General features: G+C 61.5%; 21 protein-coding genes and 1 pseudogene. 8 read left to right on the top strand and 14 right to left on the bottom strand.

Going from position 1 to position 24,088, the window contains the following annotated elements:
• Window positions 1-88 precede the first annotated feature (88 nt).
• On the top strand, window positions 89-871 hold the full coding sequence (locus AB4P90_RS07925; protein ID WP_014717335.1) for an aldolase: 783 nt from the start codon (window positions 89-91) through the stop codon (window positions 869-871).
• A gap of 30 nt (window positions 872-901) precedes the next feature.
• On the top strand, window positions 902-1,780 hold the full coding sequence (locus AB4P90_RS07920) for a dihydrodipicolinate synthase family protein (RefSeq protein ID WP_395605788.1): 879 nt from the start codon (window positions 902-904) through the stop codon (window positions 1,778-1,780).
• A 48-nt stretch (window positions 1,781-1,828) separates the two neighbouring features.
• On the opposite strand, the gene AB4P90_RS07915 is transcribed toward AB4P90_RS07920, so the two are convergent.
• The gene (locus AB4P90_RS07915; protein WP_395605787.1) at window positions 1,829-2,161 is read right to left on the bottom strand and encodes a YegP family protein; all 333 of its coding nucleotides are present in this window, start codon (window positions 2,159-2,161) and stop codon (window positions 1,829-1,831) included.
• Between the two features lie 168 nt (window positions 2,162-2,329).
• Here AB4P90_RS07915 and AB4P90_RS07910 point away from each other — a divergent pair, with 168 nt between their 5' ends.
• The 3 genes from AB4P90_RS07910 to AB4P90_RS07900 all read left to right on the top strand — a co-directional run bounded on the left by AB4P90_RS07910 (window position 2,330) and on the right by AB4P90_RS07900 (window position 6,522).
• Window positions 2,330-2,869, top strand: a complete 540-nt coding sequence (locus tag AB4P90_RS07910; RefSeq protein WP_395605786.1) for an RNA polymerase sigma factor — start codon at window positions 2,330-2,332, stop codon at window positions 2,867-2,869.
• Entirely contained in the window at window positions 2,866-3,834 is a 969-nt protein-coding gene (locus AB4P90_RS07905) for a FecR domain-containing protein (RefSeq protein WP_288855166.1), read from the top strand. Before AB4P90_RS07910 ends, AB4P90_RS07905 begins: the two co-directional genes overlap by 4 nt.
• Window positions 3,835-3,960: 126 nt before the next feature.
• Window positions 3,961-6,522 carry a TonB-dependent hemoglobin/transferrin/lactoferrin family receptor gene (locus tag AB4P90_RS07900; protein ID WP_395605785.1) on the top strand — a complete coding sequence of 854 codons (2,562 nt, stop codon included), beginning with the start codon at window positions 3,961-3,963 and terminating at the stop codon, window positions 6,520-6,522.
• Between the two features lie 621 nt (window positions 6,523-7,143).
• Here the strand turns inward: AB4P90_RS07900 and AB4P90_RS07895 are convergent.
• From AB4P90_RS07895 to AB4P90_RS07880, 4 genes are all read right to left on the bottom strand, one after another.
• A complete protein-coding gene (locus AB4P90_RS07895; protein ID WP_106111526.1) occupies window positions 7,144-8,361 on the bottom strand; it encodes an SAM-dependent methyltransferase in 1,218 nt (405 codons plus the stop codon).
• A 207-nt stretch (window positions 8,362-8,568) separates the two neighbouring features.
• On the bottom strand, window positions 8,569-9,186 hold the full coding sequence (locus AB4P90_RS07890) for a TPM domain-containing protein (protein WP_032903207.1): 618 nt from the start codon (window positions 9,184-9,186) through the stop codon (window positions 8,569-8,571).
• A 31-nt stretch (window positions 9,187-9,217) separates the two neighbouring features.
• Entirely contained in the window at window positions 9,218-9,946 is a 729-nt protein-coding gene (locus tag AB4P90_RS07885) for a YgcG family protein (RefSeq protein ID WP_168224204.1), read from the bottom strand.
• An 18-nt stretch (window positions 9,947-9,964) separates the two neighbouring features.
• A complete protein-coding gene (locus AB4P90_RS07880; protein ID WP_014717327.1) occupies window positions 9,965-10,576 on the bottom strand; it encodes a LemA family protein in 612 nt (203 codons plus the stop codon).
• Window positions 10,577-10,817: 241 nt separating this feature from the next.
• Here AB4P90_RS07880 and bglX point away from each other — a divergent pair, with 241 nt between their 5' ends.
• On the top strand, window positions 10,818-13,109 hold the full coding sequence (gene bglX / locus AB4P90_RS07875; protein WP_395605784.1) for a beta-glucosidase BglX: 2,292 nt from the start codon (window positions 10,818-10,820) through the stop codon (window positions 13,107-13,109).
• A 145-nt stretch (window positions 13,110-13,254) separates the two neighbouring features.
• Here the strand turns inward: bglX and AB4P90_RS07870 are convergent, their stop codons facing one another.
• The 8 genes and pseudogenes from AB4P90_RS07870 to AB4P90_RS07835 all read right to left on the bottom strand — a co-directional run bounded on the left by AB4P90_RS07870 (window position 13,255) and on the right by AB4P90_RS07835 (window position 21,618).
• The gene (locus AB4P90_RS07870; protein WP_003189367.1) at window positions 13,255-14,412 is read right to left on the bottom strand and encodes a phosphatidylserine/phosphatidylglycerophosphate/cardiolipin synthase family protein; all 1,158 of its coding nucleotides are present in this window, start codon (window positions 14,410-14,412) and stop codon (window positions 13,255-13,257) included.
• A gap of 1 nt (window position 14,413) precedes the next feature.
• A complete protein-coding gene (locus tag AB4P90_RS07865; RefSeq protein ID WP_395605783.1) occupies window positions 14,414-14,995 on the bottom strand; it encodes a YceI family protein in 582 nt (193 codons plus the stop codon).
• Window positions 14,996-15,167: 172 nt separating this feature from the next.
• Window positions 15,168-15,927, bottom strand: a pseudogene (locus tag AB4P90_RS07860) (helix-turn-helix domain-containing protein).
• Between the two features lie 64 nt (window positions 15,928-15,991).
• Window positions 15,992-17,434: an amidase gene (locus AB4P90_RS07855; RefSeq protein WP_395605782.1), complete on the bottom strand. Its 1,443-nt coding sequence runs from the start codon at window positions 17,432-17,434 to the stop codon at window positions 15,992-15,994.
• Window positions 17,431-18,741: a citrate-proton symporter gene (locus AB4P90_RS07850; protein WP_014717321.1), complete on the bottom strand. Its 1,311-nt coding sequence runs from the start codon at window positions 18,739-18,741 to the stop codon at window positions 17,431-17,433. The genes AB4P90_RS07855 and AB4P90_RS07850 overlap by 4 nt, the downstream gene beginning before the upstream one ends.
• Window positions 18,742-18,799: 58 nt before the next feature.
• Window positions 18,800-19,975 carry a M20 aminoacylase family protein gene (locus tag AB4P90_RS07845; RefSeq protein ID WP_020301004.1) on the bottom strand — a complete coding sequence of 392 codons (1,176 nt, stop codon included), beginning with the start codon at window positions 19,973-19,975 and terminating at the stop codon, window positions 18,800-18,802.
• A 258-nt stretch (window positions 19,976-20,233) separates the two neighbouring features.
• Window positions 20,234-20,548: a hypothetical protein gene (locus tag AB4P90_RS07840; RefSeq protein WP_014717319.1), complete on the bottom strand. Its 315-nt coding sequence runs from the start codon at window positions 20,546-20,548 to the stop codon at window positions 20,234-20,236.
• Window positions 20,545-21,618 (bottom strand): serine hydrolase domain-containing protein, encoded by a 1,074-nt coding sequence (locus AB4P90_RS07835; protein ID WP_395605781.1) that lies wholly within the window; start codon window positions 21,616-21,618, stop codon window positions 20,545-20,547. The genes AB4P90_RS07840 and AB4P90_RS07835 overlap by 4 nt, the downstream gene beginning before the upstream one ends.
• Before the next feature lie 184 nt (window positions 21,619-21,802).
• Here AB4P90_RS07835 and olsB point away from each other — a divergent pair, with 184 nt between their 5' ends.
• Together olsB and AB4P90_RS07825 are read left to right on the top strand one after the other, a co-directional pair.
• On the top strand, window positions 21,803-22,558 hold the full coding sequence (olsB, locus tag AB4P90_RS07830) for an L-ornithine N(alpha)-acyltransferase (protein ID WP_019817819.1): 756 nt from the start codon (window positions 21,803-21,805) through the stop codon (window positions 22,556-22,558).
• Window positions 22,558-23,349 carry a 1-acyl-sn-glycerol-3-phosphate acyltransferase gene (locus AB4P90_RS07825; RefSeq protein WP_014717317.1) on the top strand — a complete coding sequence of 264 codons (792 nt, stop codon included), beginning with the start codon at window positions 22,558-22,560 and terminating at the stop codon, window positions 23,347-23,349. The genes olsB and AB4P90_RS07825 overlap by 1 nt, the downstream gene beginning before the upstream one ends.
• A gap of 58 nt (window positions 23,350-23,407) precedes the next feature.
• Here the strand turns inward: AB4P90_RS07825 and AB4P90_RS07820 are convergent, their stop codons facing one another.
• On the bottom strand, window positions 23,408-23,986 hold the full coding sequence (locus tag AB4P90_RS07820; RefSeq protein WP_014717316.1) for an ACP phosphodiesterase: 579 nt from the start codon (window positions 23,984-23,986) through the stop codon (window positions 23,408-23,410).
• Between the last annotated feature and the right edge of the window lie 102 nt (window positions 23,987-24,088).

Below are 24,088 nucleotides of genomic sequence, written 5' to 3'. Positions count from 1 at the left end.
TAGTGTCATTTGCACTCACCCAACGACCTTGCGAGCAGCGGGCGACCAGCAAATCCGACGTCCATTGAACCATCCAAAGGACACCGATATGGCCAAGACATTAGCACTCCCAAAAGACCAACTGGTCAAGCAAGCACTGAGCCAGATGCAAAACAGCCTGGCAGATAATACGTGGACCGACCGGCAAAAGCTGGCGCTGACCTGCCGAATCCTGTTCGAGTACGGCCACGACTCCGGCCTGGCCGGGCAGATCACCGCACGTGGGCCGACGCCCGGCACCTACTACACCCAGCAACTGGGCCTGGGTTTTGATGAAATTACCGCCAGCAACCTGCTGCTGGTCAACGAAGACCTCGAAGTACTGGAAGGCCATGGCATTCCCAACCCCGCCAACCGTTTTCACACCTGGGTGTACCGCGGCCGCCCGGATGTAAACTGCATCATCCACACGCACCCTACGCACATTGCCGCGCTGTCGATGCTGGAAGTGCCGTTGCAGGTGTCGCACATGGACCTTTGCCCGCTGTACGAAGATTGCGCGTTCCTGGAGGCCTGGCCCGGCGTGCCGGTGGGCAACGAAGAAGGGGAAATCATCACCACGGCCCTGGGCGACAAGCGCGCCATCCTGCTCTCGCACCACGGGCAGTTGTCCACCGGGGCCAACATCGAAGAAGCCTGCGTGATTGCGCAACTGATCGAACGGGCTGCCAAGTTGCAGTTGCTGGCGATGTCTGCGGGCAGCGTCAAACCGATCCTGCCGGAGCTGGGGCGCGAGGCCCATGACTGGATCTCCAAGCCCAAACGCCACGGCGCCGCGTTCAACTACTACGCCCGGCAAAACCTGCGCAAGCACGCCGACTGCCTGAACTGATTGTCCCCCTTTTCGACCGGAGTTTTTCCCATGTCCAACCCAACCATTCACGGCATCATCGGCTACACCATCACCCCCTTCAGTGCCGACGGCCAACGCGTTGACCTCGACGCCCTCGGGCACTCCATCGACCGCTTGATCAACAGCGGCGTCCACGCCATTGCGCCCTTGGGCAGCACGGGCGAAGGCGCTTACCTGAGCGATGCCGAGTGGGATGAAGTCAGCGCCTACAGCATCAAGAAAGTCGCCAAGCGCGTGCCGACCATTGTCAGCGTGTCCGACCTGACCACCGCCAAGGCCGTACGCCGCGCCCGCTACGCCGAAGAGCACGGCGCCGATGTGGTCATGGTGCTGCCGGCCTCGTACTGGAAACTCAGTGACGCGGAAATCCTCGCTCACTACGCCGCCATCGGCGACAGCATCGGCGTGCCGATCATGCTCTACAACAACCCGGCCACCAGCGGCACCGACATGTCGGTGGAGCTGATCCTGCGCATCCTCAAGCAGGTCGAGAACGTGACGATGGTCAAGGAGAGCACTGGCGACATCCAGCGCATGCACCAGTTGAAACTGCAAAGTGACGTGCCGTTCTACAACGGTTGCAACCCGCTGGCGCTGGAAGCCTTCGCGGCTGGCGCCAAAGGCTGGTGCACCGCGGCGCCGAACCTGATCCCGCAACTGAACCTGAGCTTGTATCAGGCCGTACTGGCCGATGATTTGAACAAGGCGCGGGAGCTGTTCTACCGACAGTTGCCCTTGCTGCAATTCATCCTCAAAGGCGGGCTGCCGGCGACGATCAAGGCCGGGTTGCGCTTGACCGGGTTGGAGGTGGGTCATCCGCGCTTGCCGGTGTTCCCGTTGGGCGAAGCAGGGATCGGACAGCTCCAAGCGTTGCTGTCATCGGTATAAAAAACGCCCGGCTCTCGCGAGCCGGGCGTAGGCCTTCTTGCACAACCGTCAGGTCTTGTCCTTGATAGTGACACTGGGACCATTGGTCTTGACGCTGGCAATGCCATTGTCTCGTGCGGCTGTAGAGGTGTACTGCTCACTGCTGCCGATCACTTGATGATTGGCCGCCTTGAGGTTGAAGAACGCTTGGCCGTTGCTGGCCACTTTTTTCTCATAACGTTCATCATGTGGGCTGTTTGTCTGCACTGAAGCAATGCCGGCTTCAGTAGCACCGCGGGTGGTGTAAAGCTCGCTGGTCAATATGGTTTCTGCGTTCGCCGCCTTAAGCACGAAACGAAACTGCCCGTTACTGCTTTTACTCAACTCATACCATCCAGCCATGACTTTCTCCTTTGAGTGGGATATCGCTCCCAAACTTGTAGGATTAAAGGCCATGCCCCAATTTTTTCCAGCCAAACACGGGAGATCTATTTAGCTGGAGACAAATGACAATAATTCTCGATATCATTCGCGACTTTTCCACATCGTGCTTCGTCAAGAAGGGTATCCATGTCTCCTCCCCAGCCCGACCCGTCGTCGGCCGATGCCTGTCGCGGGTTTTATGCAGACATTCTGTATTTCCTGCGCAAACGCACGGACAACGCCAGCGATGCGGCAGACATGGCCCAGGATGTGTTTACCCAATGGCTGGGCTACCGCGACCGGGCCAAGGTCGAGCAGCCACGGGCGTTTCTGTTCCAGATGGCACGCAACCTGCTGCGCGATCACTGGCGTAAACAGAAGGTACGGCAAATCGTCCACCCTGATCACGCCGAAATGGATGCCGAGCCGGTCACCGACGAGCACAACGACCCTATGGCCGCCGCCCTTCGCCTGCAACGCCTGGAACAGTTGAAAGAAGTCCTCGCCGAACTCTCGCCCCGCCGGCGAGAAGCCCTTATGCTGCACCGCTTCGAAGGCTTGAGCCAGGCGCAGATCGCAACGCGCATGGGCATCTCCACCAGCATGGTGGAAAAGCACATCGCCTTTGCCCTGCTGCACTGCAAGCGACGCCTTCAACCCGACACCGGCACGGAGCAGCCAGAATGAACCGCCCGAGCGACACAAACGCGCTGGACAGCCAAGCGAGCGATTCCATCGATGCCCAGGCCGCCAGTTGGTTTGCACGCAACCGCAACGAAGTAAGCCGCGCCGACCGTAAAGCCTTTGCCGCCTGGCAGGCGGTGCCCGACCATGGGCGCGCCTATGCCGAATTCGAACAGTTATGGGCCGACCTCGCCCAGTTGCAACAACTGAACAAACCGCTGGCACTGCCCAAGCGCAAGCCCGCCTTGTGGCGCCCTGCCCTGGCGGTGGCCGCTGCCTTGGTGTGCGCCGTGTTGGCGACCTCTATCGGCGCACCGCGCGAGCTGTATCACAGCCAGGTTGCCACCCAGGCCAAGGGCATGCGCACGTTGAATCTGCCGGATGGCAGTACCTTGTATGTGAATGCCAACACCCATATCCGCGTGGACTTCAGCGCCCATCTACGGGTGCTGCACCTGGACAAAGGTCAGCTGTACCTCGAAGTGGCCGCCGACAAGGAACGCCCCCTCTACGTGCAAGCCGGCGAGTCGAGCGTACGGGTGGTGGGCACTGCTTTCGATGTGCGCCGAGGGCAGCAGCAATTGGTGGTCAGCGTTGCCCATGGTCAGGTCGCTTTCGCGCCCAATGGCAAAAGCCCCGTCACCCTGCTCGGCGCCCAGCAACGGGCCTCATACAACTACGCCAAAGGCACCGTGCAACCGCAAAGCCTCAGCGCCGAAGAGGTCGCCGATTGGCGCAGCGGGCACTTGTCGTTTCGCAATCGCGAGCTGGCCAGCCTGATCGACGAACTGAGCCTGTACCGTCCACAGGCGTCGTTGCAGGTGAGCAAGGCCGTGGCGCAACTCAAGGTTTCGGGCAACCTGGATGTGAATGACCCGGACGCCCTGCTCAATGCCTTGCCCGCGCTGTTGCCGGTGAAAACCGTACTCTCGGCGGACGGCATTATGAGAATCGAGCCAAGCAAATAGGCGGCAACACCACACATGAGAATATTTTGCATTCGCATGTGTGGTTTTTTTTGCCTGCCCCGTCTTCCTCCTGTCCGTGTTTGATACGCACACCTTTTTGGCTATTTAGCCGCTCCGGGGGATTTCATGTTTCGCGCGCCTTGTCACGCTTCGCACCTGTTTCTTCGACCGACACTCATGGCTATGTGCCTGGCCTTGAGCCTCAGCGCCGAAGCCGAGTCATTCAAGCTGCACCTGCCTGCCCAGTCGCTGGCCACGTCCCTGAGCCAGGTGGCCCAGCAGGCGAAAATCCAGCTGCTGTTCGATGAAACCCTGCTCAAGAATGTGCAGGCCCCGGCGCTTAACGGTGACTACACCCCGGAAGTGGCCATCCGCTCCCTGCTCAAAAACGGTGAACTCATCCTGCTCAAGGTCGGCAGTACCTACGTGGTGCGCCCCGATGAGGGTAAAACCACCACCACCGGTGGGGCAATCCAGTTGGACACCTTGAGCGTGATCGGCACCGGCAACGAGGTGAACGCCAGCACCGTCAACCGCTCCACCCTGACCCAGGCCGACATCGACCGTTACCAGTCCAATAACATTCCCAGCCTGTTGCAGACCTTGCCCGGTGTCAGCCAGGGCGGCTCGCTGAAACCCGGCGGCCAGACCATCAACATCCGCGGTTTCGGCGATGCCGAAGACGTGCCGCTGACCGTTGACGGTGCCACCAAGACGGGCTTTGAGCGTTACCAGCAAGGTACAGTCTTTATCGAGCCCGAGCTGATCAAGCGCATCGAAGTGGAAAAAGGTCCCAACTCGCCGTTCACCGGTAATGGCGGCTTCGGCGGCACGGTCAACATGGTCACCAAGGACGCCCCGGACCTGCTCAAGGACGGCCGCAACAGCGGTGCGATGCTCAAATATGGCTACTCCAGCAACGACCATGAGCAGGTCTACAGCAGTGCCGTGTATGGCCGTACCGACGACGGCCGTTTCGATGCGCTGGCCTACCTGACCCAACGCGACGGCGGCGATATGAAAGTGGCCGCCAAGTTGCCCAACGACAACAATGAGTACCCGATCAACCCTCAGCGCCTGCCCAACAGCGCCCAGGATGTGGACGGCAAGCTGTTCAAGGTCAACGCGCACTTTACCGATGAGCACAGTGTCGGGCTGTCATACTCGCGCTCCCACAGCAACCGCTGGACCCCGTTTTCCGCCGCCAGTTACCCCACGCCGCCAACCCAGTTCAACATCGACCGCTACGGCTACGAAGGCGCGTTGAAGCGTTTCCTCGCCCACCGTGACACGGTCGACACCACCTGGTCGGGCAAGTATGAATACCAGCCGCTGGACAACCCGCTGGTGGACTTGACCGTCAAGTACTCACAGTCCAACACCGAGCAGACCGATGAGCGTGACGCCACGGCGTTTTTCCAGTTGGCCACCGGCGGGCGCAAGATGGACACCGCCTACACCGACAAGCTCCTGGACATCCGCAACGTCAGCCTGTTTGACACCGGCCCCTTGCAGCATGCCGTGACGGTTGGCGGGCAAATCCGCAAGCACACCCGCGAAACCGAAATGTGGATGCCCGGCGCCACCTACAACACGCCGCGCTACAACTACGGGCACTTCCAGCCAGGCTTCATGCCCCACGGCAAAGTTGATACCAACAGCTTCTTTATCCAGGACGCGGTGACGTTGGGCGACGTGACGATCACGCCGTCGCTGCGCTATGACCATGTGCGCAACCGCGGCGAAGGCAACGATGCGCCCTACTACAACAACCCCAACCCGGCAGTGGGTCACGACTACAGCGACCGCACCTACACAGGCTGGTCGCCACGCCTGGCGCTGTTCTGGACCGTGACGCCGAACGTGGGGCTGTTCGCCAACTGGAGCCAGACCTGGCGCGCCCCGGTGATCGACGAACAATACGAAGTGCAGGGCGTGGGCAGTCGCACCGCCACCAGCGTCGACCTGGACCCGGAGCGCATCACCTCGATCACCCTGGGCAACATCACCAGCTTCGACAACCTGATCGCCCAGGACGATAACCTGCAACTGCGCACCACCCTGTTTCACAACAAGGTCGAAGACGAGATCTTCAAGGCCACCGGCGTGGGCTGCCAGAACCAGGCAGTCAATGGCGGCAGCATCGCTTCAGCTTGCCCGCCTGGGCCGATGTCCAACTACCGCAATATCGGCAGCCTGACCATCAAGGGCGTTGAGCTCGAATCGATTTACAACTCCACCTACCTGTTTGGCTCGGTGTCGTTCGCCTATGCCAAGGGCCAGCACCAAGGCGCCTACACCAACCCTTGGGGCCCGGACGTGGCAGCGCGGGACATCCCGCCGACCAAATGGGTGCTGGTACTGGGTACCCACATCCCGGCCTGGGATGCCCAGGTGGGCTGGATGGGCCAGTTCATCGGCGCCACCGACCGCCTGCCCAGCGACAAATACTCGGGCGGCCCGGGCTCCAGCGTCGGCGATCTGTTCTACGACCAGTACGGCAACAAGCGCTACAACACCCAGGGCCTGTTCGCCAAATGGACACCGCAGCAGGCGTACCTCAAAGGCACCGAGGTGAACTTCACGGTAGACAACCTGTTCAACAAAAACTTCCGCCCGGCCTTGAGCGGCGACCGGGCGTACACGAAAGGGCGTGATGCGAAGATCAGCGTGACGCGTTTCTTCTAAGCACGCACGTATTCCAACTGTGGGAGCTGGCTTGCCTGCGATAGCCAAAAGTATCTACACAACGCTGTAACGGTCGACGATAACCACGATGCGAAGCGAGCCGCTCTTGATCTTGATCTGCTTTTGATCTCAAGCGCCCCGTCAAACCACGCTGGCCGGAATTCGACAGGGATTTGGGGGGTAAACCGGCAGGGATGCCGGTTTAGCCGCCCCGCGCCATGGATGGCGCGTGGCGGCGGCCCCCCAAATCACTGGCGGATTACGGGCACACCGAGCCTAAGCGAGGTGCCGAGTGGTGGGGCAAGAGCGTTTTGCTTACTTTTGTCTGGGCCGGCATTCCGGCTTTTCAAAAGTGAGCCGCTGTCAGAGCGGAACCCTAGGTGGCCGTTACCGCAGGAATGGATATACACACAATCCAACGGTGTTGACTGCCAGGCCGCCTTCGCGAGCAAGCCCGCTCCCACAGTTGGATTGTGGGGTGTCAGGCAGATAGGCGTCGGCTGTCAGGCCGCTATCGCAGGCAAGCCAGCTCCCACATTTGGATCGTGGGGCGTCAGGTAGATATGCGCTGGCCGCCGGGGCCGTCACGGGAGCAAGCTCCCACAGGGAACCGCGCCCATTTCAAGCCAGGTAGCCATCCCCGCGCAGCAGGGTTTCCAGGCAGTGCTCGGTGATGTGATAGAACGCCTTGAGCTCCTGGATTTTTGCCAATAGCTGCGCGTTGTCCACAGGCTCGGCACGTTTGACCGCCAGGATCATCTTGTTCTTGTTCGTGTGTTCCAACGAGATGAACTCGAACACCTTGGTCTCATAGCCACAGGCTTCAAGCAACAATGCACGCAGGCTGTCGGTGACCATTTCTGCCTGCTGGCCCAGGTGCAGGCCGTATTGCAGCATCGGTTTGAGCAGCGCCGGGCTCTGGATCTGCAGGCGGATCTGTTTGTGGCAGCACGGCGAGCACATGATGATCGACGCACCGGAACGGATGCCGGTGTGGATCGCGTAGTCGGTGGCGATGTCGCAGGCATGCAAGGCAATCATCACGTCCAGCTCACTGGGCGCCACGCTGCGCACATCGCCGCATTTGAACACCAGCCCCGGGTGTTCCAGGCGTGCGGCGGCGCTGTTGCACAGGGTGACCATGTCTTCACGCAACTCGACACCGGTGACCTCGCCCTCAGCCTTGAGGGTATTGCGCAGGTAATCGTGAATGGCGAAGGTCAGGTAGCCCTTGCCCGAGCCGAAATCGGCGACACGCACCGGGCGGTCGAGCTGCAACGGCGACGACGTCAGCGCATGGCTGAACACTTCGATGAACTTGTTGATCTGCTTCCACTTGCGCGACATCGAGGGGATCAGCGCCTGCTTGGCGTCGGTCACGCCCAGGTCGGCGAGGAACGGCCGGCTCAGGTCGAGGAAGCGATTTTTTTCGCGGTTATGCTCAGCCGAAGGCGCCTCGCGCAGTTGCTGCGGTTTACTTTTGAACAGCGAGCTTTTGTTCTTCTTGCTGTATTCCAACTGGGCTTCGTCGGTCAGCGCCAGCAAGTGCGCGTTCTTGAACGAGCTGGGCAACAGCTCGCCGATCGCCGCAACGCCGTCGGCCAAGGGGAAGTTCTTGGTGATATCGCGGGTCTTGTAGCGATAGACGAACGACAGGCATGGCCGGTCCTTGACCACCACCGGCTTGATGATCAGCCGCTGCAACTCGGCTTCCTCACCGACGTACTTGGCCAGCACCAGCTTGATAAAAGCGTTCTGGGCCAGGCTTGCGCTCAACAGTTCGATGAACTGGGCATGATGATCCGGCGCAGGGCGGGCAGGTTGAGCGGTGACGGACATGAACAAAAACGCCTCGGGTAAAGAATGCCGGGCATTTTAGGCGGGATGGGGGTTCAGGGCACGGGGTTATTTGATCAACGGTCAATCAACCCGAATAAGGATGCTGCCTTGTGCGGGAGCTGGCTTGCCTGCGATGCAGGCCACTCGGTTAATCAGGCAAACCGAGGCGATGCCATCGCGGGCAAGCCCGGCTCCCACAGAAAGCAGTTATTCGAGTACGACCAGGCGATTGGGCAGTTCGTTGCGGGTGTGAGTAACGGGCACATGCACCTTGAGCAACTCGCCACAGGCTTCAACGCAGGCGATGAACCCGGCCAGCGTCTGCCCCTGTTTCACCTGCTGGGTAAACGCCTGGACAATAGCGTCCCAATTGCTGTCATCCAGGCGCTTGGAAATCCCCTCATCCACCAGGATCTCCACATAACGCTCAGCCTCGCTGACAAAAATCAGCACCCCGGTGCTGCCCAGCGTGTGGTGCAAGTTCTGCTCCAGAAACTGCCGCCGCGCCAGGTTGGACGCACGCCAGTGGCGTACCGAACGCGGGATCAGCCGAGTAGTGACCTTGGGCAAGCGGAACACCAGGCACAGCACAATGAACGTCGCCCACTGCGCCACCAGCAAGGTGTACATGGTCAGGTAACCCGACAGGTAATGCACCACGCCCGGCACCACCAACGCGATCAAGCTCGCCCACAGCAACGGAATGTAGGCGTAGTCGTCGGCGCGCGCCGCCAGCACGGTGACCAACTCCGCGTCGGTGGTTTTCTCGACCCGGGCGATCGCTTCGGCGACTTGGCGCTGCTCGTGTTCAGTCAGTAATGCCATGGTTGTAGATGCTCTATTCTCGTTATTGTCATTACCAGCTGCCCGAAGCCCCGCCACCGCCAAAACCACCGCCGCCGCCGCGGAAACCACCGCCACCGCCGCCCCCACCACCGCCGCGCCCGCTGCTGTTGAGAATCGCCAGCAGGATAGCGCCCACCGGCAAGCCCATGCGATTGCACAGCCACAGCACGCCGATCAGCAGAATAAACAGGCCGATGGAAAAACCGGGATTATCCATGGCGAAGTTCGCATCCGCCACATGAGCCGGCACCGCCAAGGGCTCACCGCCCACCACCTGGATCATCGCGGCCACGCCGTCGCTGATGCCCTGGCTGAAATTGCCGGCCTTGAACTTGGGCAGGATCACCTGGTTGATAATCACCCAGGATTGCGCATCCGTCAGCACACCTTCCAGGCCATAGCCGACTTCGATGCGCAATTGACGGTCATCACGGGCAACGATCAACAGCGCGCCGTTGTCCTTGCCCTTCTGGCCAATGCCCCACTGGCGGCCCAGTTGATAACCGTAGTCCTCAATGGGCACACCTTGCAGGTCGGGCACGGTGACCACCACCAGCTGGTCGCCCGAGGTCTGCTCCAGCGCCTGCAATTGCTGGGTCAGTTGCTCGCGCACCGCCGGGTCGATCATCTGCGCGCTGTCCACCACCCGCCCGGTCAGCGCCGGGAAGCTCAGTGCCGCCTGGGCCACGCCCACGCAGGCCAACAGCCACAGCGCCAGGCCTATCCGTAATAAACGCATCGACACCTCAGTGCAGCCTTATTTGAACTTCACTTGCGGCGCTTTATCGGCATCGGCGCTGGTGGCTTCAAACGTGGCGCGGATCGGCAAATCGCTGTACATCACGCTGTGCCACAGGCGGCCCGGGAAAGTACGGATCTCGGTGTTGTAAGCCTGTACGGCCTGGATAAAGTCACGGCGAGACACAGCGATACGGTTCTCGGTGCCTTCAAGTTGCGATTGCAAGGCCAGGAAGTTCTGGTTGGCCTTCAGGTCCGGGTAACGCTCGGACACCACCATCAAACGGCTGAGTGCGCCGCTCAGGCCATCCTGGGCTTGCTGGAACTGCTTGAGCTTCTCGGGGTTGTCCAGGGTGCTCGCATCCACCTGGATCGAGGTGGCCTTGGCCCGCGCTTCAATCACCGCGGTGAGGGTTTCCTGTTCGTGGGCGGCATACGCCTTCACCGTTTCCACCAGGTTGGGGATCAGGTCGGCACGGCGCTGGTACTGGTTCTGCACCTGGCCCCAGGCGGCCTTGGCCTGTTCGTCCAGGGTCGGGATGTTGTTGATGCCGCAACCGCTCAGCACGCTGCTGATCAGTAACAGCGCCGCAGCCTTGAAGCCCCAGCGATAAGTGTGTGCTGCTTGCATAGTGTTTCTCCTGCCCGATCTGATGGAATGTGACGACTAACCCTATAAACCACGCGCTTGGGGCATAATCCGCCACCACTGGAATGCTTCGAGCCAATCAGCTACAAAGATGCCCAGCGCGAAAAAGAGTTCAGAGTGTGCTGCATTTATCTGAACAACACCCGAACAACAATAGACGTTCCCCACATTTTGGCCGACAGCATCTCTCTGAATGCTGCGCAGTCGCCGAAAAAGGATATTCATGAAAAAGCTGTGTTTGCTCGGCCTTGTTGCCACTCTGGCCAGCCACCCCGTATGGGCAGAAACAAAGCCTGCTGCGCTTAACGACAAGGACGCCTTCGTCAGCGACCTGCTCAAGCAAATGACCCTGGATGAGAAGATCGGCCAATTGCGCCTGATCAGTATCGGCCCGGAAATGCCCCGCGAGCTGATCCGCAAGGAGATCGCCGCCGGCCGCATCGGTGGCACGTTCAACTCCATCACCCGCCCGGAAAACCGTCCGATGCAGGACGCGGCCATGCGCAGCCGCTTGAAGATCCCGATGTTCTTCGCCTATGACGTGATCCACGGCCACCGCACCATTTTCCCGATCAGCCTGGCCCTGGCTTCCAGCTGGGACATGGACGCCATTGGCCGCTCCGGGCGCATCGCCGCCCAGGAAGCCGCCGCCGACAGCCTCGACATCACGTTTGCGCCGATGGTCGATATCTCCCGCGACCCGCGCTGGGGCCGCACTTCAGAAGGTTTCGGTGAAGACACCTACCTGGTGTCACGCATTGCCGAAGTCATGGTCAAGGCGTTCCAGGGCACCAGCCCCGCAAATGCCGACAGCCTCATGGCCAGCGTCAAGCACTTTGCCCTCTATGGCGCGGTGGAAGGCGGGCGCGACTACAATGTGGTCGACATGAGCCCGGTCAAGATGTACCAGGACTATCTGCCGCCCTACCACGCAGCGATCAAGGCTGGCTCCGGCGGCGTGATGGTGGCGCTCAACTCGATCAACGGCGTGCCCGCCACGGCCAACACCTGGCTGATGAACGACCTGCTGCGCAAGGACTGGGGCTTCAAGGGCCTGACCGTCAGCGACCACGGCGCGATCTTCGAGCTGATCAAGCACGGCGTGGCCAAAGACGGGCGTGAAGCCGCCAAGCTGGCGATCAAGGCCGGCATCGACATGAGCATGAACGACTCGCTGTACGGCAAGGAATTGCCGGGGCTGCTCAAGTCCGGCGAAATCCAGCAGAGCGACATCGACAACGCCGTGCGCGAAGTGCTCGGTGCCAAGTACGACATGGGCCTGTTCAAGGACCCATACCTGCGCATCGGCAAGGCCGAGGATGACCCGGTCGACACCTACGCCGACAGCCGCCTGCACCGCGCCGAGGCCCGCGACATTGCGCGCCGCAGCCTGGTGTTGCTCAAGAACCACAACGACACCCTGCCGCTGAAAAAATCCGCGACCATTGCCCTGGTCGGCCCGCTGGCCAAGGCACCCATCGACATGATGGGCAGTTGGGCTGCTGCCGGCCGGCCTGCGCAGTCGGTGACCCTGCTCGACGGCATGAACGCCGTGATCGGCGAAAAAGGCAAAGTGATCTATGCCCGTGGCGCCAACATCACCGGCGACAAAGCGGTGCTCGACTACCTCAACTTCCTCAACTTCGATGCCCCGGAAGTGGTGGATGACCCGCGCCCTGCCCAGGTGCTGATTGATGAAGCGGTGAAGGCGGCGAACAACGCCGACGTCATCGTCGCGGCGGTGGGCGAGTCCCGTGGCATGTCCCACGAATCGTCGAGCCGTACCGACCTGAACATCCCGCAAAGCCAGCGCGACTTGATCAAGGCCCTCAAAGCCACCGGCAAACCGCTGGTGCTGGTGTTGATGAACGGCCGTCCGCTGTCGATTCTTGAAGAGAACCAACAGGCCGATGCGATCCTGGAAACCTGGTTCGCAGGTACCGAAGGCGGCAACGCCATTGCCGACGTGCTGTTCGGCGACTACAACCCGTCGGGCAAACTGCCGATCACCTTCCCTCGTTCGGTGGGGCAGATTCCGACTTACTACAACCACCTGACCGTGGGCCGGCCATTCACCCCAGGCAAGCCGGGCAACTACACCTCACAGTACTTCGATGACACCACCGGTCCCCTGTTTCCGTTTGGCTATGGCCTGAGCTACACCACGTTCAGCCTGTCGGACATGGCACTGTCGTCCACCACGCTGAACAAGACCGGCAAGCTCGACGCCAGCGTCACCCTGAAGAACACCGGCAAGGTCGATGGCGAAACGGTTGTGCAGTTGTATATCCAGGACGTGGCCGGTTCGATGATCCGCCCGATCAAGGAGCTCAAGCACTTCCAGAAGGTCATGCTCAAGGCTGGCGAAGCGCGCACGCTGCACTTCACCCTCACCGAGGACGACCTGAAGTTCTATAACACCCAGCTCAAGTACGCAGCCGAACCGGGTGAGTTCAATGTACAGATCGGGTTGGATTCCCAGGATGTGCAGCAGCAAACCTTCGAACTGCTCTGATCTGAAGCTGTCAACACGGTCGCTGTGGGAGCTGGCTTTTGTGGGAGCTGGCTTGCCTGCGATACAGGCACCTCGGTTTGTCAGGTGTACCGAGGTGATGCTATCGCAGGCAAGCCAGCTCCCACAGTTGATTGAGTTGGCCCGACTAGCCGCGCCGATCCAGCAGGTTGACCACCAACCGATCAATCCAGCCCCACACCCGCTGCTTTACCCGCCGCCACAATGGCCGCGCCTTCCATGCCTCCAGACTCACCGCCTGGCTCTGGGCAAAGTCCGCTTCGAAACTGCCCACCACCGCCGCCGTCAATCCCGGGTCCAGCGCTTCAAGATTGGCTTCCAGGTTAAAACGCAAATTCCAGTGGTCGAAATTGCACGAGCCAATGCTCACCCAATCGTCCACCAGCACCATCTTCAGGTGCAGGAAGCACGGCTGGTATTCGAAGATCTGCACCCCTGAACGCAGCAGACGCGGGTAATAACGGTGCCCGGCGTAACGCACCGACGGGTGATCGGTGCGCGGGCCGGTGAGCAACAGACGCACGTCCACACCGCGCCCTGCCGCCCGGCGCAAGGCGCGGCGCACGCTCCAGGTGGGCAGGAAGTATGGGGTCGCCAGCCAGATACGCGATTTGCTGCTGTTCAAGGCGCGAATCAACGATTGCAGAATGTCACGGTGCTGACGCGCATCGGCATACGCCACGCGACCCAGCCCCGGCCCGGTGGCGGGCACCTTGGGTAAGCGGGGCAAACCAAAATGGGTCGCCGGTTTCCATTCACGGCGCGCGGCGTTAGCGTGCCATTGCCGATCGAACAGGGCCTGCCAGTCCAGCACCAGCGGGCCGCTGATCTGCACCATCACTTCATGCCAGTCGGCGGTGTCTTGCCCCGGCGTCCAGAACTCGTCGGTGACACCGGTGCCGCCGACCACCGCAATGCGCTGGTCGATCAGCAGCAGCTTGCGATGGTCGCGATACAGGTTGCGCATCCAGCGCCGCCAATTCAGGCGGTTGTAAAAGCGCAGCGTCACGCCGGCGTCGGTCAAGCGCTTGCGCAGCCCCAGGGTAAACGCCAGGCTGCCGTAATCGTCAAACAGGCAACGCACCTGCACGCCGCGTTCGGCAGCCAGCACCAGTGCCTGCACCATGGCCTCGGCGCAGGCACCGGCTTCGACCAGGTACAACTCAAGGTCAACCTGCTGCTCAGCCCGGGCGATGCCCACCAGCATCTGCGGGAAGAAATTCGGCCCGTCGATCAGCAATTCGAACTGATTGGCGCTGCGCCACGGGAACACCGCGCCGCTCATGTCAGCGCGCCGTGAAGATCAGCACCGCACCCACCGGCACCGACAAACTGATCGACTTGAGCCCCGCCGCCTTGCGCAAGGTAGCCACACCGGGCGCCAGGTCGAAATCTTCGGCATGCAGCACCACGGGCTCCAGGGTTACCACCTGGAAACGCCGCTCATCCAGGCGCGTGGCCAGCAGTTCGGCGCTGTAGGTCTGGGTCTTGCCGTGCAGCGTGACGCTCAAGGGCAGGCGCAATTCCAACTGCGCGCCGGATGCCAGGTCATTGATGGGCTGCAGATTGATTTGCGCGCTGATCTGCGCTTCGGGGAAGGTCTTGATCTCGAACAGCTCTTTACGCATGCGCTCGTCGCGCAGCGGGATGCCGCTGTTGATTGAGTCCAGCTCCACTTCCAGCCGAGCCGCACCTTTGGCGTCGACTTTGCCATGCAATACCAGGAAGCGCTGGACTTCAGCCACTTCGGTGTTTTGAGTGGTGACGAAGGACAGGCGTGAGGATTCGTTATCCAGGTACCAGTCGGCGTGGGCGGGCACGGCAGCACAGGTCAGCAGCGCGAAGACCAGAGGTTTGACATTGAACATAAAGACTCATGGGGCAAAAAACCTGGGCGAACCTTAAGCGCAATCTCACAACCGGCGCAAATTCAAATGTGGGAGCTGGCTTGCCTGCGATGGCGGTGTATCAGTCAACCATTTCTCGCCTGGCACACCGCCATCGCAGGCAAGCCAGCTCCCACAGGGTTTTGCGGTGTTTTTAATCCAGCGTTCGCTGCACTTCGCACACCGCCTGTTCAAGGCTGCCCATATGCAAATTCAACACTCGCTCCACCGGCGCCTGATGCATTGGCCAATGCAGCGCCATGCTCCCCACCAGGCGGCCATTGGCGCGCACCGGCAGCGCCACCGCCCGGATCAGGAACGGCAAACGCACAGGATATTCCCAATAGCCCTCGGTACGCTGGCCAAAGCCCTGGTGCTGGGTTTGCTCGCATGCGCGATAGTGCTCGTCTGCCGCCACATGATTACGGCCTGCCAGGCGATTTACTTCTTCGGCCGGCAATTGCGTCAAGCAGGCTTTGCCCATCGCGGAATGGAACAGGCTGGCATACTGGCCGACGATCTGGCAGTTGTTCGGGTACAGCTTGCGCAACACGCGGGGGATCGCGCTTTCCATGACCTCCAGGCGCTCACCATCGAAACACGACAAGTCCACCACCAGCCCGGTGCGCTCGCTGAGCTCCAGCAACCAGGGCGCGGCGCTCTCCACCACCTGGCGCTTGAAGCGTTGCTGGGTATCGCCGATACAAGCGCCGGGCACGCAGGCGGTAACGCCGATCGCTCAGGCCGCGGTAGACCCACCCCTGTTCCTGCAAGGTCAGCAACATGCGCGACACCGTGGCCTTGGGCAGCTGCGTGAGGTAGTGCAGTTCTTCCAGCCCCAGGGCTTGGTGCTCGCCCAGCAACTCGACGATTGCCAGAGCGCGCTCAACCGAGCGTACGGTGCCTGTCTCCATGTTCGATCTCCCTGTTGCCGGTGGATGATCTTTTTTCACAGCAAGATACAGGCCCGGTCAGCGCTCAACGGGTCGTTGCAAGGCACGCCGGTGGCCGGCGTTGTACCCATTGGGTCAGTTGTTCATGGGCATAGGCCAATTGCAGTACGGCCCTGTCGGCCTGCGCCGGGCCGATGATTTGCAGGCCCATGGGCAAGCCCTGGGGGTTGAAGCCCACCGGGATGCTCATGCTCGGCAAACCGGCGAGGGTCGGGCCGATCACCACCTCCATCCAGCGGTGATAAGTGTCCATTTCACGCCCGCCGACGAGGCGCGGCCAAGGCTGTTGTGCATCGAAAGGGAACACCTGGGCGGTGGGCAACAGCAGGAAATCGTAACGTTCGAACAGCTTGCCCAAAGCGCGGTACCACTCACTGCGGTCCACCGACGCCTGGTAAACCTGCTGGGCACTCAAGCCCTGGCCGCCCTCCACTTCCCATTGCGCTTCGGGCTTGAGCAACGCGCGTTTTTGTGGGTTGGCATAGGCCGCGCCGAGGTTGCCGTGCACCAGCCAATGGCGGTGTACCAACCAGCAGCGCCACAGGCGCGCCATGGAAAAGTCCGGTTGGCAGCTGTGCACTTCACAGCCCAACCTGGCGAAATCAACCAGCGCCGCTTCGCACAGGCTCATCACGCCATCATCCATCGGCAGATAACCGTTGTAGTCCCCCAGCCAACCGAGGCGCACGCCCTTGAAGTCGCGCAGCAACGGCTGGCCCAGCACCGCCGGATCGGCCTGGGATGACAGCGGCGTGCGAGGGTCGTAACCGGCCTGGATGCTCAGCAACCGAGCCACATCCGTCACGCTGCGCCCCATCGGGCCTTCGGTGCCCAGTTGCTGCACGAACAACTCCGGCATCGGCCCGTGGGGCACCCGTCCTTGGGAGGGGCGCAAGCCGAACACGTTATTGAACGCCGCCGGGTTGCGCAGCGAGCCCATCATGTCGCTGCCGTCGGCCACCGGCAGCATGCGTAGCGCCAGGGCCACCGCCGCTCCGCCACTGCTACCGCCGGCCGCCAGGCGCGGGTCATAGGCGTTGCCGGTGGTACCGAACAGCGTGTTGTAGGTGTGGGAGCCCAGGCCGAACTCCGGCACGTTGGTCTTGCCGATGATGATCGCGCCACTGGCCCGCACCCGCGCCACGCTGATGGCGTCCTCGCCCGGCACATGCTCGGCGAACAGCGGTGAGCCCAGGGTGGTGCGCAAGCCCCGGGTGGCCGCCAGGTCCTTGATGGCCTGGGGCATGCCATGCATCCAGCCACGGGAGTGGCCCTGGTCCAACTCACGATCGCACGCCCTCGCCTCGGCCAGCACGGCCTCGCTGTCGCGCAACGACACCAGCGCATTCACGCCAGGGTTAAAGCGCTGAATCTGTGCCAGGTACGCCTGCATCACCTCTTCGCACGACACCTGCCGCCCATGAATGGCCCGCGACAGCTCAGTGGCATCCCAATCAACAATACTCAAGGCTTCACCTCTCTGGAAAACGGCAGCGGCTTGCTCGCACGGGGTGCCTCGCGCATGCAGTAAGTGCCCAGCAGCGTCAGCACGCACGCAAACAATACATAGAACGAGGGCGCCACCGGCGTGCCCAGTACCTTGCTCAGCCAGGTCACGATCAACGGCGCGAAACCACCGAACACCATCACCGCCACGTTATAGGCCACCGACACACCGGTCGAGCGCACCTCGATAGGGAACTGCTCGGCCAATGCCGTCGGCGCTGGCCCGAAGAACCCGCCAATCGCCGTGCACAACATCACCTGCATCACCAGCAGGCGCTCGATAGACGGCGCGGCGGCCACCCACACATACAACGGGTAGACCATCACGAAGAACGCCAAGGTGAAGGCCATCAACACCGGCCGCCGTCCCCATCGATCCGAGAGCAGGCCGGACAACGGAATCACCACAGTCATCAGCGCTACCGCAAACATCTGCACCATCAGCACCTGGTCCAGCGGCAGGCCAAGGTTCTTGTGAGCGAAGGTCGGCATGTTCACCAGCACCACATAAAACGACACCGTCGCGCCGCAGGCCAGCCCCATCGACACCAGAATACTGCGCCGATGCTCACGCAGCACTTGCATGAGGCTCGGCGCCGGGCCAGTGGCTTGCTTGCGCGCTTCGATGAACTCTTCCGGGTCTTCCATGTGCCGACGAATCCACAACCCCACCGGGCCGATCAGCAAGCCCAGCACAAACGGCAGGCGCCAGCCCCACAAGTCGAGGGTTTCGGGCGAAAAGAAATGCGTGACCAGCGCCACCATCGCTGCCCCACCGAACACCGCCAGGCATTGCCCCACCAGTTGCCAGGAGCCATACAATCCCTTGCGATGGGCCGGTGCACTTTCCACCAGAAATGCCGTGGCACTCGCGTACTCACCGCCGGTAGCAAACCCCTGCAGCATCCGCGCCACCACAATCAGCAACGGCGCGCCCATGCCGATGGCAGCATAATTCGGCGCGAAGGCGATCAGCGCGATGGACACGGTCATCAACCGGATAATCAACTGCATCGCCGCCTTGCGGCCTTTGCGGTCGGCGTAGATGCCCAAGAGGATGCCGCCCACCGGGCGCATGAAAAAGCCCACGCCGAAGGTGGCCAACGCCATCAGCAGCGAGGCGTATTCGTCCTCCGAGGGGAAGAACTGCCGGGCGATGATACTGGCGAGAAAGCCGTAGACGATGAAGTCATACCATTCCAACGCGTTGCCAATCACCGCCGCCACCACTTGGCGGGTGCGCGAAACACCAGGTTTTGCAGTCTGCATGAGGAACACTCCGTTCAACCGGTCAGGGAAAGGGTCCAGCGGCAGAAAAAAGAGGTCATCAGGCCGGCTTGAGCCAGCTCTCGGCCAGCGCGCCCCAGTAGGCTGCGCCGGTCAGCAGGATGTCGTCGTTGAAGTCATAGGCGGGGTTGTGCACCATCGGCCGCGACACGCCGTTGCCGATAAACAGATAACTGCCTGGGCAGCGTTGCAGCATCCAGGCGAAGTCTTCGCTGCCCATCAGCGTGCGGGTGTTGCCGTCCACGGCGTCGGCACCGAGCAAGGCCACGCCGACCTGACGGGCGAATTCGGTTTCTTCGGCGTGGTTGACCAGCACCGGGTAGGCCGGGCGGTGTTCGACCTGCACGGTGCAGCCGAAGCTGGCGGCCTGGGTCTGGATGATCGCGTTGACCCGTTCCAGCATTTGTTCACGCACCTTGGGGTTGAGTGCGCGCAGGCTCAGGCGCAATAACGCTTGCTGGGGAATCACGTTGGCCGCCTGGCCGGCCTGCAAGGCGCCGACGGTGACCACGGCGGCTTCCTGGGTATCGATATTGCGCGCCACCACCGTTTGCAGAGCCATGACCATGCTGGCTGCCGCCACCAGTGGATCGATAGTGAGGTGTGGCATGGAGCCGTGGCCACCGACACCTTCGAGGGTCACGGTAAGCAAATCCTGGGACGCCATCATCGGGCCAACTCTCAAGCCCAGATGCCCCGCCGGCAAACCCGGCATATTGTGCATGCCGAACAACCCGTCGCAAGGAAAGCGCTCCAGCAAACCGTCCGCCAGCATCGCCTCGGCGCCGCCCTGGCCTTCTTCGGCGGGTTGGAAAATCAGGTTCAAAGTGCCGTCCAATTGCCGCGTCGCCGCCAAGTAACGCGCGGCACCGAGCAACATGGTGGTGTGGCCGTCATGGCCGCAGGCGTGCATGCAGCCGGCATGCTGGCTGGTATAGACCGCGCCGGTATTTTCGATGATGGGCAAGGCGTCCATGTCGGCGCGAATCCCCAACGTGCGCGAGCTGTTGCCGTTACGCAGCACGCCGACCACACCGGTCTTGCCGATGCCGGTATGCACCTCATACCCCCACTCCCGCAATGACTGCGCGACCAGTGCAGAGGTACGGTTCTCTTCAAAGCCAAGCTCAGGATGGGCGTGGATATCGTGACGCACAGCGTGCAAGTCGCTGGCAACGTCACTGAGCCAATCCAGGATGTGCTGGTGCGGGCGCATGGTGATTCTCCTCACAGGCGGGTGGTCCCGTTCTTGTTGGCGACACATCGACAGCTAAGCGCGATGTGCGCGTGAGGACAATCAAAGGTGGTTCCACTCTGTGGAACCTCAGGGCCGGTTCTTTTTCCGAGAACCCACGCAGATAATCTAAATGTGGGAGCTGGCTTGCCTGCGATGACGGCGGCACAGGCACCCGTGATGTTGACTGACCTGGCGCTATCGCAGGCAAGCCAGCTCCCACAGGGGAATTTGGATGTGTCAGGGGTTGAGGCGGCAGCCTTGACGGTCGCCCAACCACCGCGCCGTCTGCGTACGCCCTAAACCGCTTGCCGTGACTTCACTGCGTTCCGGCGAGTCAGTGAACGCACTGGTTGGCACGTACTGCTTCACATACCCCAGGCAATACTGCGCAGGGTTGTTGGCCACATACCGGCACGAGCAATACTCCTTGGCGGTGTACGCCGCGATGATGTCAGGGAAGGCTTGCAGGTTGACGCGCTCGTGCCAAACCCAGCCCAAGAGTGCGATAAACAACACCAGTAAAACGCTGATGAACGGATGACGACGCATCATGAGCGCACCGCCGCCAGCACTCGTTTGAGCAGTTCGTTATGCCGGTAACTACCATCCCGATCATCGCCGTAACGCACGATCACCAGGTGTTCATCGGGCAGCACAAACAGCGCCTGGCCCCAGTGCCCCAGCGCGGCAAAGGTGGCGGCCGGTGCGTCGGGCCAGGGTTGGGGGGCGCCGGTGTTGAGCCACCAATGGCCGCCCGGCACGGCTTCATCCTGGCCGGCTTTGTAGCGATCGAAGGGCCGGCGGTTGAAGGCGACCCAGTCCTTGGGCAGCAGTTGCCGCTCGCCCCAGCGCCCATCCCGCGCCATCAGTAGCCCTACTCGTGCCAGATCCCGGGCCGTGAGGTAGGCATAGGACGACGCGACAAACGTCTCATCAGCATCGGTTTCCCAGGTTGCGTCGCGAATGCCCAGGGGCTGGAACAGCGCGTCCCACGGGTAGGTCATGTAGGCCTTGTGGCCGAGCATGCCCTTGAGCGCGGCGGACAGGATATTGCTGTCGCCACTGGAATAACGGAAAGCCTGGCCAGGGGCGGCGACCGCATCGGTATCCGCTGCGAATTGCGCCATGTCGGTGTGGCCACGGGTGTAGAGCATCGCCACCACCGAAGATTTCAACGGGGCGTATTCGTAGTCTTCCTGCCAATCCAACCCCGAGGCCCAGTGCAGTAGGTCGGCCATGCTCACTTTGGGATGCTGCTTCATCGGCGGGTAGAAACGTGCAGCGGGGTCGCTGAGTTTGAAGCGGCCTTGCCCATAGGCCACGCCCAGCACGGTAGCCATCAGGCTTTTGCTGACGGACCAGGTCAGGTGCGGTGTGCTGGCAGTGGTGGGTGCGGCGTAGCGTTCATAGATGATTTCGCCATCCCGAATGACCAGCAACGCGTCGGTGCGAATACCGTTGCGGGTGGCATCGTCACGGGGTGGGAAAGCGTAGGCGTTCAGGGCATCGACAGCGGGACCAGTGAGGGCTGTGCCCACGGCCCACTCCTTTTCAGGCCAGATTTCAGCGCGAGCATTCACGGCGACAAACAACAGGGCAACGCACAACAGGCCTCGGACCATGGACGCAAACTCAAGGGGGCATTCAAGCCCGCGAGCCTAGCTCACGCCAGTGACAGATTTGCGACAAGGGGGCTGTCATCCAACCGTCACCGTAACTTCATGGAGCTGACACCGAGGCTACATAGCCTGACTTTGGACAACAAAGTCGACTGGCCGCAACCTGGCCGGCACCCGGAGACTCGCTATGACTCAGATCGCCCGCATCAGCGACAAAGGCAATGAACGCCGTCTGCAAGCCGAACGCCTGGTAGGCGCACAGGCATTGCAGGAAGCCCAGGCCCTGCGGTTCAACGTGTTCAGCGGCGAGTTCAACGCCAAACTGAAAGGCGCGGAACTGGGTCTGGACATGGATGACTATGATGTTCACTGCAGCCATATCGGCGTGCGGGATTTGAACAGCGGTCGACTCGTCGCCACCACCCGTCTGCTCGACCACCAGGCCGCCAACACCCTGGGACGGTTCTACAGCGAAGAAGAATTCAGCCTGCATGGCCTGCTGCACTTGCAGGGCCCGATTCTGGAGATTGGCCGCACCTGCGTCGACCCGGCCTATCGCAATGGCGGCACCATCGCGGTGTTGTGGGGCGAGTTGGCCGAGGTACTCAACCAGGGTGGCTACAGCTACCTGATGGGCTGCGCAAGCATCCCGATGCACGATGGCGGCATCCAGGCCCACGCGATCATGCAGCGCTTGCGCGAGCGCTACCTGTGCAACGAACACCTGCGCGCCGAACCGAAAAAACCGCTGCCGGCCCTGGACTTGCCGTCCAACGTCATCGCCGAAATGCCGCCGCTGCTCAAGGCCTACATGCGCCTGGGCGCGAAGATCTGCGGCGAGCCGTGCTGGGATGAAGACTTCCAGGTAGCCGACGTGTTTATCCTGCTCAAGCGCGACGAGTTGTGCCCGCGTTACGCGCGCCACTTCAAGGCGGCCATGTGATGAACCGCCTGCGCATTTACGGGCGCATCGCCCGCGTGCTGTTGGTGGTGGGGCTGGGGTTGAGCATGGCCAGTGTGTTCGGCCTGTTCGAGCGCCTGGGGGTGGCTAACTCGATGGTGCGGCGCCAGCGTTGGTCGCGCTTCTTCATGGCACGGCTGACCAACGCCCTGCCCTTTCGCGTGACGGTGCATGGCGAGTTGCCGCAAACGCCGATGCTGTGGGTGAGCAATCATGTGTCCTGGACGGATATCCCGTTGCTGGGCATGGTGGCGCCGATGTCGTTTTTGTCCAAGGCCGAAGTACGTACCTGGCCGGTGGCGGGCTGGCTGGCGGCCAAGGCTGGCAGCCTGTTTATTCGTCGCGGTTCAGGTGACAGCCAACTGATTCGCAAGCAGATGACCCGTCATCTGGAACAACAGCACCCCTTGCTGATGTTCCCCGAAGGCACCACCACCGACGGTCGCGGCCTGCGCACGTTCCACGGGCGCTTGCTGGCCAGCGCGATCGATGCGGATGTGTCGCTGCAGCCGGTGGCGATTCGGTATCTGCGCGACGGCCAGGTCGACCCGCTGGCGCCCTTTATTGGCGATGATGATTTGCTCTCGCACCTGATGCGCTTGTTTTCCAATGACCAGGGCGATGTAGAGATTCATGTGCTCAAGCCGATTGCCTGCACTGGGCAGGAACGTGCGGCGTTGGCGTATCAGGCGCAGCAAGCGGTGCAGAAGGCGTTGTTTGGGCCAGTGCCGGAAGCAGAGCAAGTGGCTGCTCGACCTGCATTCGCAGCCTGAAGCAATGTGAACACAATCCAAATGTGGGAGCCGGCAAGCCAGCTCCCACATTCAGCTCTCATGTAGTCAGTTGAGATTGTGCAAATTTCTGCAACTCTGGGTAGAACAGTCGAAAGTCCTCACTCAGGGGCTCATACAAAACCCGCAACTCCTGCATCGCATATCCTAACTCCTCAGGCTGCGTCAGCCGCCGCGAAATCCCGCGCAGCACCTGGTCCATCACCGCAAACTCGCGGTACGAGCCCAACCAATCATCCGCTGCCATATACGGCGCAATCTGCGCCAGCCGCCCCGGCAACGCGGGTTCAGCCGCCAACACCTGATACACCTGGGACGTGAAACGCTCCAGAGGCTGGTCGGCATACAGCGCCCAATCCCGCGCCAGGCAATGGTCAAAAAACACATCGAGGACGATCCCGGCATAGCGCCGGCGGGTCAGACTGAAGCGCGACAAGGCCTCGCCCACCAGCGGATGGCTATCGGTAAAGCGGTCGATGGAACGATGCAGCTGGATCGCCGCTTCGATTTGCGGGCTGAACTGGCCCTGCAGGCGGCCTTTGACGAAGTCACCATAAAGGCTACCCAGCAATTGCGCAGGAAGTTGGCCGCCCAGGTGCAGATGTGCGAGATAATTCATGCCGCGCAGTCTACCACTGCCACCAATATATCGTTATAACCCGATATACCGATTCGACCTGGCCTCAGATCAAAATCATATTGGTATATCGGGATATTACGA

The organism is Pseudomonas sp. B16120, assembly GCF_044218845.1.
GTDB lineage: Bacteria > Pseudomonadota > Gammaproteobacteria > Pseudomonadales > Pseudomonadaceae > Aquipseudomonas > Aquipseudomonas paracarnis.
The sequence above is the reverse complement of the archived record's forward strand: the minus strand, read 5'-3'. Positions and strand labels throughout refer to the sequence as shown.